This is a genomic window from Janthinobacterium paucivorans, from assembly GCF_051380805.1.
In the GTDB taxonomy this organism is placed as follows: domain Bacteria; phylum Pseudomonadota; class Gammaproteobacteria; order Burkholderiales; family Burkholderiaceae_D; genus Janthinobacterium; species Janthinobacterium lividum_D.
Window position 1 is genome coordinate 176014 of record NZ_JBNYXR010000004.1, and the last position, 11738, is coordinate 187751.

At 61.4% G+C, this 11738-nt stretch carries 10 protein-coding genes; 7 read left to right on the plus strand and 3 right to left on the minus strand.

Annotated features, from left to right (window positions below):
* The first annotated feature begins 91 nt into the window (after nt 1–91).
* Nucleotides 92–421, plus strand: a complete 330-nt coding sequence (locus tag ACQ4V8_RS06895; RefSeq protein ID WP_070346189.1) for a hypothetical protein — start codon at nt 92–94, stop codon at nt 419–421.
* Between the two features lie 69 nt (nt 422–490).
* On the opposite strand, the gene ACQ4V8_RS06900 is transcribed toward ACQ4V8_RS06895, so the two are convergent.
* From ACQ4V8_RS06900 to ada, 3 genes are all read right to left on the minus strand, one after another.
* Nucleotides 491–2176: a mechanosensitive ion channel family protein gene (locus ACQ4V8_RS06900; protein ID WP_436571129.1), complete on the minus strand. Its 1686-nt coding sequence runs from the start codon at nt 2174–2176 to the stop codon at nt 491–493.
* A 74-nt stretch (nt 2177–2250) separates the two neighbouring features.
* Nucleotides 2251–2940: a 2OG-Fe(II) oxygenase gene (locus tag ACQ4V8_RS06905; RefSeq protein ID WP_436571130.1), complete on the minus strand. Its 690-nt coding sequence runs from the start codon at nt 2938–2940 to the stop codon at nt 2251–2253.
* Nucleotides 2937–3992, minus strand: a complete 1056-nt coding sequence (gene ada, locus ACQ4V8_RS06910; RefSeq protein WP_436571131.1) for a bifunctional DNA-binding transcriptional regulator/O6-methylguanine-DNA methyltransferase Ada — start codon at nt 3990–3992, stop codon at nt 2937–2939. The genes ACQ4V8_RS06905 and ada overlap by 4 nt, the downstream gene beginning before the upstream one ends.
* A gap of 182 nt (nt 3993–4174) precedes the next feature.
* On the opposite strand from ada, the gene hutC reads away from it, so the two are divergent.
* The 6 genes from hutC (at nt 4175) to ACQ4V8_RS06940 (ending at nt 11672) form a co-directional block, all read left to right on the plus strand.
* Nucleotides 4175–4894 carry a histidine utilization transcriptional repressor HutC gene (gene hutC, locus ACQ4V8_RS06915; RefSeq protein WP_070346186.1) on the plus strand — a complete coding sequence of 240 codons (720 nt, stop codon included), beginning with the start codon at nt 4175–4177 and terminating at the stop codon, nt 4892–4894.
* Nucleotides 4895–5224: 330 nt separating this feature from the next.
* On the plus strand, nt 5225–8545 hold the full coding sequence (locus ACQ4V8_RS06920) for a PAS domain-containing hybrid sensor histidine kinase/response regulator (protein WP_010401540.1): 3321 nt from the start codon (nt 5225–5227) through the stop codon (nt 8543–8545).
* A 71-nt stretch (nt 8546–8616) separates the two neighbouring features.
* Nucleotides 8617–9075 carry a response regulator gene (locus tag ACQ4V8_RS06925; protein WP_010401541.1) on the plus strand — a complete coding sequence of 153 codons (459 nt, stop codon included), beginning with the start codon at nt 8617–8619 and terminating at the stop codon, nt 9073–9075.
* 303 nt (nt 9076–9378) lie between these two features.
* A complete protein-coding gene (gene trxA / locus ACQ4V8_RS06930; RefSeq protein WP_010401542.1) occupies nt 9379–9705 on the plus strand; it encodes a thioredoxin TrxA in 327 nt (108 codons plus the stop codon).
* Nucleotides 9706–9861: 156 nt separating this feature from the next.
* A complete protein-coding gene (gene rho / locus ACQ4V8_RS06935; protein ID WP_010401543.1) occupies nt 9862–11124 on the plus strand; it encodes a transcription termination factor Rho in 1263 nt (420 codons plus the stop codon).
* A gap of 278 nt (nt 11125–11402) precedes the next feature.
* On the plus strand, nt 11403–11672 hold the full coding sequence (locus ACQ4V8_RS06940; RefSeq protein ID WP_010401544.1) for a type B 50S ribosomal protein L31: 270 nt from the start codon (nt 11403–11405) through the stop codon (nt 11670–11672).
* Nucleotides 11673–11738 lie beyond the last annotated feature (66 nt).

Genomic DNA, 11738 nt, shown 5'->3' on the forward strand with positions numbered 1-11738 from the left:
CAGGCGCGCATGCCTTGCGCCCCGTCAACAGTTCCCCACCGCCGCTGGCCTACGCTGGCGTTTTATCGCGCAGGTTCCATGGCCAGGCACCATGTCATCAGTACCACCGCTTGCGACATGTTCTTCAAGCGCGTGGCCCACTAAAAGAAAAGCCAGGGCGCGCGCTTCGACAGCCATCAAGGTCGTCCAACTGGAAGGCATCAAGACGACCGACAAGGACGTCGATTCGTCCGTCAAGCAGGTCAAAGTGAAGGACACGGTTCGCCCGCTGACCAAGGGCGAGATCGACATGGCGTGGATGCTGTTCCAGGATGCAATCGACTACGGCAAGCTCAAGGTGCATGGGGAGCCGCATCTATGGCTATCAAGGAAGATTCTGCGTAAGAACTACGGCTGTTGGCGGCCAACAAGTCATTCCTAGCAAGTCATTCCGATTCACAGCGAACAGCGACATGCAAGCCTGGATTGATGAAGTCTGCCCATCCCCTCGCTAGCAACTTCCGGGCTTGGACGGCACCACTTGACCCGATTCTTCCCCCCGCTGCGCCGGCGCCCTGAACCATTCACCGGGCGGCACCACGTGCGACTCTTTCGGATCATCGATGTAGTGCGGCGAAGTAATCTGCACGTCGAATTCGTTGAAGACGTCGATGATATTCTGGTGCAAGCGGTTCAGCACTTCGGCGCGCTGGCGGGGGACTTCGGCACTGGCATAGGCGACCAGGCGATATTGCACGTAGTAATCCTGCAAGGCCAACTGCATCACGTAAGGTTTCGGCGTGGTGGACAGTTCCGTCGTGCGCGACGCGGCCAGTTCCAGCATGGCGTGCACCTGGCGCCATGGCGTGGCATAGCCGATGGTGACGGTGGAATCGAGCACGAAGCCGCCGCCGGGCTGGGCGCGCGAATAGTTTTTCGTCGTTTGCGACATCACCCAGGCGTTCGGCAAGGCCACTTCCTCGCCCAGGCCCGTGCGCAAGCGCGTCTCGAACATGCCCACGTCGACCACCGTGCCTTCGCTGTCGCCCACACGCACATATTCTCCCTTGCGCAGGGCGCGCGTGTACATCAGGATCAGGCCGCTCGCGCCCTGGCCGACGATGCTCGACGCGCCGATCGACACCATCAGGCCCACCAGCACGGACAGGCCCTGGAAGGCGGCCGTGTGCGAACCGGGCAGATACGGATACGCCATGGCCAGCGCGAACAGCCAGATCACCACGCTGGCGATGCGGCGCGTGGGCAAGGCCGTGTCCTTGTCGAGCCAGCCGATTTGCAGTTCTCCGCTTTCCACGCGCTTGAACAGCGAGGCGGCCGTGGCGGCGATCAGGCGCGCGATGGCGAAGATCACGCACACCAGCACCAGCCCCGGCAAGGCACCGAGGATGGCGTGCAAGACGTCGGCGGCCACGGCGAACAGGTAGCCGCTCAGGCTTTCGCCCCAGGAACGCGTGTAGGGCAGGCGGCCCAACACGAACGCGGCCCACAAATACGTGGCCATCAGGCGCAAGCCCCACAGCACGACGCTGAGCAATTGGTAGGCAAAGGCGATGTAGTGCTCGGCGTCGAGCACACGCACGTTTTTCAGGCGCACGTCGCGCAAGCGCGAGGCCAGCAGGATGCCGCTGCGACGCTTGGCCCAGTGATACAGTCGCGTCAAGCCCATCCACACCAGCCAGAACACGAGGGTGGCGGCCGCGCACATGGCGGCGGCGATCGACAGATAGCGCCAGCTGCTCTGTTCGCGATAATCGGTGAGGGCCTTGCTCAATTGCTCGGCGGCCACCTTGGCCACGCTTTCCGTCGTATCGCCGGCCAGCTGGTTGACATCGCCAGGCACGACGACGAACAGTTGCACGCCATCGAGCAGCACTTGCGTGCCTTCAGCAATCATGCGCGTGCTCGTCTGCATGCGTCCGTTTTTCGCCAGCACGCCTTCCAGGCGGCGCTGCGCGCCGATGGCGCGTTCATCGGGAGGATAGCCGGCCAGCGCGGCGCGGAAGACGAATACCTTGCGGTTGGCAAACATCAGCGGTGCCGTCCTGGCCGCAGCAAGCTGCGACGGCGCCATGACGGACGCGGCTTCCGTAACAAGCGCGGGCACGCCCTCGTCCGCACGGGCTGCGGGCAACAGGAAAATGGTCAACAGGCACAGCAGGCGGAGCAACACGGACATGGCAGAAATGAAAGAGTGGCACGTAAAGCCATCATGCCATGTAATCCTGGAAACTCAAGCGCCGCAGCTACCGTTCAGCTCGCATCGTGAAAAATGATGCCCAGGGTGTGGCGCAAGCCAGAATGCAGGCGCGACACGCCGTGGCGCATGTTGACGCGGTAACTGCCGCGCGTGCCATTCACCGGGCGCTGCGCGACGGGAAAGATGACAGCGTCGCCCTGCGCCAACGGCACGACCTCCAGGCGCGACTGCATGCGCGGGCGCTGCTCCGTCAGCACGAAGTGACCACCCGTGAAATCGTCTTGCGGGCGCGACAACAGCACGGCCAGTTGCAGCGGTAACACGTGCTCGCCATACAGGTCCTGGTGCAGGCAGTTGTAATCGCCTTCGCGGTAGCGCAGCAGCAGGGGCGTGGGCCGCGTCTGCCCGGCCGCATGGCAGCGCGCCAGGAAATCCCCGTGCGCCACAGGAAAGCGGCTATCGACGCCCATGCTGGCGTGCCAGCGGTTGGCAATCGCCGCCAGCGGCCCGTACAGTTGTTCGCGCAAGGCGGCCACGATGTCGGGCAGCGGATAGGCCCAATACTGGTACTCGCCCTGGCCAAAACCATGGCGCTGCATCACCACCTTGCTGCGAAAACGCGAGGCATCGTCATAGTGCGCGGCCAGTGCCGTGCAGGCATGCTCACTCAGCAAGCCCGGCACGACGGCGCAACCGTATTGATTCAGCGCATCCTCGATCTGGCGCCAGTCCAGCGCCCTCACCGTTCGCCCTCGCGCTCGAGCAGCGCCTGCTTGCGCTCCACGCCCCAGCGGTAGCCGGACAAGGCACCATCGTTGCGCACCACCCTGTGGCAGGGGATGGCGACGGCCAGCGCATTGGCAGCGCAAGCGCCCGCCACGGCGCGCGCGCCTTGCGGGACGCCGATGCGCTGCGCCAGTTCGGCATAGCTGACGGTACTGCCGGCAGGGATCTCGCGCAAGGCTTGCCACACGCGCTGCTGGAACACCGTGCCGCGCACGTCGAGCGGCAAGTCCAGGCCGATAGCGGGCGCCTCGACCAGGCCCACCACCTGCGCCACCGTCTGCTCGTACGCGGCTTCGGCGCCGCGCAGTTCGGCCTGCGGAAAACGGTCCTGCAAATCGCGCAGCAGCACTTCCGGGTCGTCATCGATCAAAATCGCGCAGATGCCCTTGTCCGTGCTGGCCACCAGGATGGCGCCCAGCGTACAGGCGCCGATGGCGAAACGGATCACGGCGCCGCTGCCGCCAGCGCGAAACGCACCCGGCGTCATGCCCAGCAAGCCGGGCGTCGCGGCATACAGGCGGGCGCTGGAATTGAAGCCGGCAGCGTACAAGATCTCGGTGACACTCGCCGCGCCCTGCAAACCGGTCTTCAGCCGCGCGCCGCGCCGCGCCGCCGCATACGCTTTCGGCGTGATGCCTGTGTGCGCCTTGAAGACGCGGTGAAAGTGATAGCGGCTCATGCCGGCGGCCCTGGCCAGGCTGTCCAACTCCAGCAGCTCCTCGCTGGCATCGATCAGACGGCAGATATCTGCCACGATGGCCGCCTGGCGCTGGGCCAGCGGCGGCAGGTTCGGCTTGCAGCGCAGACAGGGACGAAAGCCAGCCGCCTCGGCTTGCTCGCAACTGGCGTGGAAGGCCACGTTGCGGCGCAAGGCCGGGCGCGCCGCGCAGGAAGGGCGACAATACACGCCCGTCGTGCGTACCGAGTAATAAAAAACGCCGTCGGCCTCGGGCGCGCGCCGCTGCAGGGCCTCCCAGCGTTCATCGTCGGTCGAGTAAGAGTGTTCCATGGCGAACTCCGTGCAGGTCAATAGTCAGTAGCCAGCATAGCCAGCGGCGGCCAGCGCCACACTCCGGTGCTTGCTTTTGAATTCAAAAAAAAGGCTGGCGGCAGGCCTGGTGCTCGGTGCTAAAATCGGCCATCGCGCCCCCAGCCGGCGGCGCATGCTGCCCGTGCCCCGGAGAAACCGCATTGGACGACCATACTACCCAGGAAAATACGCCTATTTTCCAGCGCATCAAGGATTTTCTGCTGGCCGGCATCGCCGCCGGACGCTGGAAGGAAGGCGACGTAATTCCCTCCGAGCAAGCATTGGTGAAACAATTCGGTGTCTCGCGCATGACCGTCAACCGCGCCGTGCGCGAACTGACCAGCGAACAGGTGCTGACGCGGCGCCAGGGTTCCGGCACCTATGTAGCACAGCAAAAATACCAGGCAACCTTGTTGGAAATCAAGAGTATCGCCGATGAAGTACGCGCACGCGGGCATATCCACCGCAGCAGCTTGCAATTGCTCGAACGCACCAAGGCCTCGGATTTGCTGGCAAAGCAATTCGACTTGCCATCGGAACATCCTTTGTTTCATTCGCTGATCGTGCATTTTGAAAACGGCGTGCCGATCCAGGTGGAAGACCGCTGGGTCAATCCCGAGTGCGCGCCCGACTACATGACGCAGGATTTTTCCAGCATCACGCCGAACGAATACCTGATGGCTGCCGCTCCCCTGCAAGGCGCCACCTACAGCATCGAGGCACTGTCGGCGCCGCGCGACATCGCCGAAATGCTGGCCATCGACACGAAACAGGCTTGCCTGGTGCTGCGCCGCCAGACGCGCTCGGGCGGCAAGATCGCCTCGATCGCCACCATGTGGCATCCCGGGCACCGCTATCAGTTCGCCGGCAGCTTTACCTAAGGCTATCGCCGCGATTGATTAGCACGATTTCGCGCCAACTTTCTCACCAATTCCCACCAAATCACAAAAAAAACAGGCAACCCGGGGCAAAAAAAAAGCCATTTTGGCCGTTTCTGAACTTAAATACTGCGACTAAATATTCGATGCTATAGTTGCCGCCAGAAAGCGGCGCAGGCGCTTATTTGAGCGCGCATCATGCACTGCCAATCGAGTCCAATCACGCCCCAGAAAGGGATGCATTTGCCGTATTGCAGTCATACGAGTTTCAGCGCACCACGCCGACGGCGCCCTGCGCTGCATCGGCTTGCACGTACGCTGCTGGCGGCAGGCATGGCACTGGCGCTACCGGTGCAGGCGGCGGTACACGGCATGACGCCGACACTGCTGTGGCCGTACGCTGCCGCCAGCGCCACCGCCCTGGCGGGACTGGCTTGCTGGCAAGCCTGGCGACTGCGGCAACAGTTGCGGCGCCTGCTCCCGCCCGCGCAAGCACTGGTCGAGCAGGATGCCGGACAAGCCTTGCGCGGCGCCGCCCTGGCTGGCTGGACCTGGCGGCGGCAGTCCAACCTGCTGCAATTCGCGCCCCAATATCAAGAGATGCTGGGCGACAAGAGCGCCAGGCTCGAGCATGCACTATCCGACTGGCTGGCCGAAGCGCACCGCGACGATCGCGCGCGCCTGATGCTTGTATTTCGCCAGCATCTCGATGGCCAGGCGCAGGGCACCTTTCATTGCGAATTCCGTTTGCGCCATAGCGACGGCCACTGGCGCTGGCTGCTGGCGCGCGGCGCAGTACTGTCGCGCGCTGCGGATGGCGCCGCCACACAGGCCAGCGGTATCGTCTGCGATATCAGCGCACGCAAGCAAGACGAGCAAGAACGCATGCATTCACTGCTGGAAGCGGCGCCCGAAGCCATGCTGGTGGCCGACATCGAGGGCAAGGTGCATTACGCCAACCAGATCGGCGCGCGCTGTTTCGGCTATCCCCTGGCCGAATTGACGGGCATATCGCTGGAGCAACTTGTGCCTGAAAGTACGGTCAACCATCCCTCGGGCGACCCGCAAGCGCGGCACAGCCTGCCAGGCCGGGTGATGCTGGCGCGCCGCCGCGACGGTACGCACTTCCCCGCCAAGGTCAGCCTGTCGCCGCTGCGCATAGCCGGGCAAGCGTTTTCCATCGTTTCGCTGCGCGACATGACGCAGCGCCAGCGCGCCGAAGAAGCCTTGCACGCCAGTTCGGAGCGCTACCGCCTGATCGTACAGACGGCCGCCGAAGGCATCTGGATGACGGATGCGGACGGCAAAACCACTTTCGTCAACCCGAAGATGGCGCATATGCTGGGCTACACGGTACAGGAAATGCTGAACCGTACCATGCTCGATTTCATGGACCGCGACAGCCAGTTGCTGATGCAGCGCCGCCTGGCCAGCCACGGCAGCTTCGCCAGCCAGCCCGAGCAGGTCGACTTGCACTTCTTGCGCAAGGACTTGTCCAGCCTGTGGGGCTTGCTGTCAAGCACCAGTATCGAATCGGAGAATGGCGAGCCGGGCGGCACGCTGGCGATGATTACCGACATTACGGAACGGCGACAGGCGTCGATCGCCCTGTCCAATTCAAGCCAGCGCATGGCGTCCGTATTTGGCGCCGTCACCAACGGCCTGGTGGTGCAAGACAGCCATGGACACATATTGGAAAGCAACGCAGCCGCCGAACGCATGCTGGCGGCCAGTCCGGCCAACCGCAGCCTGTGGCAAGCCATCCGCGAAGACGGTTCCGCCTTCGACCGGCACAGCCATCCCGTACACATCACCCTGTCGACGGGCAAGGCCATGCGAGACGTGCTGATGGGCGTCCAGCAGCACGACGGCAGCCTGTCGTGGCTATCCGTGAATACCGAGGCCATACGCGACGAATACGGCAAGGTAGGCATGGTAGTGGCCAGCCTGACGGACATCACGTATCACAAGCGCAGCGAGAGCGCCTTGCGCGAACTCAATGAACATCTGGAAGAGCGCGTAGCGCAGCGTACCGAGCAGCTCGACCAGGCCAAGCAGATGGCCGAAGAAGCGAGCCTGGCGAAGGGACAATTCCTGGCCAATATGAGCCATGAAATCCGTACGCCGATGAATGGCGTGATCGGCATGGCCTATCTCGCACTAAAGACGGACCTGGAACCGCGCCAGCGCGATTACCTGGAAAAAATCCGCTTTGCAGGCGAACACCTGCTGGGCATCATCGACGATATCCTCGACATCTCGAAAATCGAAGCGGGCAAGCTGGAAATCGAGCACGTCAACTTCAGTTTCGACCACGTGGTGCAAACCCTGATGACGGTGGTGGCGCCGCGCGCCGCCAGCAAGAACCTGGAACTGCTGTTCGAGATCGACCCGCAATTGCCGGCCGTGCTGGTGGGCGACCCGCTGCGCCTGGGGCAAGTACTGATCAACTACGCCAATAACGCCATTAAGTTCAGCGAAAAGGGTAGCATTACCGTGCAAGTACGCAAAGTGGTGGCGGACGAAAAAAACTGTTTGGTACGCTTCGAAGTGTGCGACCACGGCATCGGCCTGTCGCACGATGAAATGAGTAAGCTGTTTCAGTCCTTCCAGCAGGCCGACACTTCCACCACGCGCGAATATGGCGGCACAGGCCTGGGCCTGTCCATCTGCAAGCAGCTGGCACAGCTGATGGGTGGCGACGTGGGCGTCGACAGCAGCCCAGGCGCCGGCAGCACCTTCTGGTTCACGGCCAACCTCGGCATTTCCGACCAGGCGGCGCCGGCCATGCTCGACAGCATGGCGCAGACGGCAGCGGCCATGCGCGCCAGCGCCGACGCCGCCCTGGTCATGCGCACGCTCAAGCATGCGCGCATCCTGCTGGTGGAAGACAACACTTTCAACCAGCAAGTGGCGCTGGAATTGCTGGAGGAAGCGGGCGCCTGCGTCTGCCTGGCCAACAATGGCGAAGAGGCGCTCGACCTGCTGCGCCAGACGCAGTTCGACTGCGTGCTGATGGACGTGCAGATGCCGTTGATGGATGGCTTGCAAGCGACGCGCGAGATCCGCGCCGACCCGCAGCTGGCGCATCTGCGCGTGCTGGCCATGACGGCCACGGCCACCAGCGAAGACCGCGTGCGCTGCCTGGAAGCGGGCATGGACGATTTCATTTCCAAACCGATCCAGCCAGCCATGATGTACCAGACCATCGCCAGCTGGCTGCCGGCGCGCGAGACACCGCCGCCTGCCCGCAGCCGCGCCGCGCCCGCCTTCAAGACCACGCTGGCGGGCGACCCGCAAGTGATCGACTTGTCCATCCTGGCCAAGTTACTGGGCTACAATCCGGAAAAAGTGCGCAAATTCGCCTTCAAGTTCCTGCAGACGACGCAGGATGGCTTTGACGATATCGACGCGGCCCTGGCGCGCGGCGACGTGCATCAGGTACGTGAACTGGGGCACCGCATCAAGTCGTCGGCGCGCACCGTGGGAGCCATGGGGCTGGCCGAACTGTGCCACAACCTGGAAACGCTGGCGCCCGGTGAGCCGGACGACGAGGCTGAGCGGGCCCAGCGCATCGTGGCGCACATGTGGCCCCTGCTGGAACAGATTACCGAGCAAATCATGCATAACACCAGCTTTGCCAATGACGATTAGTTACCGCTAGTTTTTTGAGGCGAGGTATCGGCATCAACAACGATGCAACATATCAATAGGAAGACAGGACGATGAATACTGTATCAAACCAAGCACGCCGTGAACAGGACGAAGCAGGCCTGGCGCCGTTGCGCGTGCTGCTGCTGGACGACGATGTCTTCATGCTTGACGTGCTCAGCGACATGCTCGAACAAATGGGGCCGTTCGACATCCGCTGCGAGTCGCACAGCGAACGGGCGCTGGCGGCCCTCAAGCAGCACCAGCCAGACCTGCTGATCTGCGACCTGTCCATGCCCGACGTCGACGGCATCGAATTCCTGCGCATGGCGGCCGACAATGGCTTCCGCGGCGGCGTGGTCCTGCTCTCAGGCCTGCATTCGGCCGTGCGTCTGGCGGCCGAGCGCCTGGCCGTGGCCAATGGCCTGCATATATTAGGCACCTTCCGCAAGCCGATGGAAAGTGCGGAATTGCAACTTATGGTGAACTTGCAACTGCAGCACACGGCCCGCCTGGCCAGCGTACACGCCTGAGCGCGGACGCTGGCCGGGAGGGTGGGCACGGCGCTGCAAGCGAGCAGGCATGCGGCTTTGCCGCATTGCCGGGACGCGCGCCGGCAATATGGCGCAAGTTTTTCTGCAATAATCGCCACGCTTTGAAAAAATGGGTTATTATTTCAGCCATCCCCGCCTGCATACCTCTGGCCGCACCCTCCAAGAACATTGAAGTTGTGCCCATTGTCCCCATCTGCTAGCTGCATTCCAGGAAGCATGGATGGCGAACCAGCGTATGGTTAATTCCAGGCATTATTGATCCCACCCTCATTTGAGGAAAATATGAGCGAAAATATCAAACACATTAGCGATGCATCTTTTGAAGCAGACGTCCTGAAATCCGAGTTGCCAGTACTGGTCGACTTCTGGGCAGAATGGTGCGGTCCCTGCAAGGCCATCGGTCCGATCCTGGAAGAAGTAGCCAAGGAATATGCTGGCCGCATCGTGATCGCCAAGATGGACGTGGACGCCAACCAGGCAGTGCCTGCCAAGTTCGGCATCCGTGGCATCCCAACCCTGATCCTGTTCAAGGATGGTGTCGCAGCCGCCCAAAAAGTGGGCGCCATGGCCAAGGGCCAGTTGACCGCTTTCGTCGACAGCAACATTTAATGTATGATAGGCAGCGCTGCGCCCGCAGCGCCGCCTGACTGGATAGACCGGGAAGCGGCTTTGCCATCATTCGTGCACAGCCTGCCCCAATAATTAATCAACGCCACGCAGTCCCCTCCCCTACCTTTACATCCCGTCTCGGGACACTCAACACATATGCATTTATCCGAACTAAAGGCCCTACACGTATCCGCCCTGCTTGAGATGGCGATCGGTCTTGACATTGACAACGCAGCCCGCTTGCGCAAACAGGAGCTGATGTTCGCTATCCTGAAAAAACGCGCCAAGTCCGGCGAACAGATTTTTGGCGACGGCGCCCTGGAAGTGCTGCCAGACGGCTTCGGCTTCCTGCGCTCGCCTGACGCCAGCTACATGGCGTCCACCGACGACATTTACATCTCCCCTTCGCAAATCCGCCGCTTCAATCTGCACACCGGCGATTCGATCGAGGGCGAGGTAAGGACCCCGAAAGATGGCGAACGCTATTTCGCACTGGTCAAAGTAGACAAGGTTAACGGCGAATCGCCGGAAGCGTCGAAGCACCGCATCCTGTTTGAAAACCTGACGCCGCTGCACCCGAACGAGCCGCTGCGCCTGGAACGTGAAATGAATGGCCAGGAAAACATCACCGGCCGCATCATCGACTTGATCGCCCCGATCGGCAAAGGCCAGCGCGGCTTGCTGGTGGCATCGCCGAAATCCGGTAAATCCGTGATCCTGCAGCATATCGCCCACGCGATCACGGCAAATCATCCCGATATCACGCTGATCGTGCTGCTGATCGACGAGCGTCCGGAAGAAGTTACCGAAATGCAACGTTCGGTGCGCGGCGAAGTCGTCGCCTCGACCTTCGACGAGCCAGCCACGCGCCATGTGCAAGTGGCCGAGATGGTGCTGGAAAAAGCCAAGCGCCTGGTCGAAATGAAAAAAGACGTAGTGATCCTGCTCGACTCGATCACCCGCCTGGCGCGCGCCTACAACACCGTCATCCCTGCCTCGGGCAAGGTATTGACCGGTGGTGTCGACGCGAACGCCCTGCAACGTCCAAAACGCTTCTTCGGCGCCGCGCGCAATATCGAAGAAGGCGGCTCGCTGACCATCATCGCCACGGCGCTGATCGAAACGGGTTCGCGCATGGATGACGTGATCTTTGAAGAATTCAAGGGTACCGGCAACATGGAAGTCCATCTGGAACGCCGCCTGGCCGAGAAACGTGTCTATCCGGCAATTAACCTGAACAAATCGGGTACCCGCCGCGAGGAACTGCTGATCAAGCCAAACGAGCTGCAAAAAATCTGGATCCTGCGCAAGTTGCTGTACTCGATGGACGAGATCGAGGCGATGGAGTTCATTCTGGACAAGATGAAGGCAACCAAAAACAACGCCGAATTCTTCGACATGATGCGTAGAGGCGGCTAAAACCTACTGCGCGGCCACATTTGCGATCTGCGTTGCTCACTGTACTAAAGTACAGTTCCGCTACCCAATCGCAACTGTGGCCTGCTCGCTACGGTTTTATCTCGCCTCTCACGTAGGTGCAAGCCGCTCATTGAGCGGCTTTTTTATTGCCTGCCGCCAGAAAGCGCTATATAATCTGCGGTTGCATTATTTTAAACCCTGGCAAGTGATCGGCAATCGGGTCAAGAAGCAAGACGACCGACGAAGTGCTGTTTGGCTACCAACCTAGAGAGAAGACCATGAAAGTCGATACCCATCCAGAATACCGCGAAGTTGTTTTCCACGATCTGTCGTGCGATTTCAAATTCGTTACCCGCTCGACCATCCAAACCCGCGAAAAAATCACCCACGACGGTAAAGAATACCCACTGGTGAAGATCGAGGTTTCGGCTGAATCGCACCCATTCTTCACGGGCAAGCACAAAATCGTCGATACCGCTGGTCGCGTCGAGAAGTTCCGTCAGAAGTTCGGTACCGTTGGTTCGAAAACCGCAGTCGCAGCAGGCTGATTTTTGCCGCTTTGCGGCAAAAAAGGGCAGCTTCGGCTGTCAGAAAAAAGGCAGCCACGGCTGCCT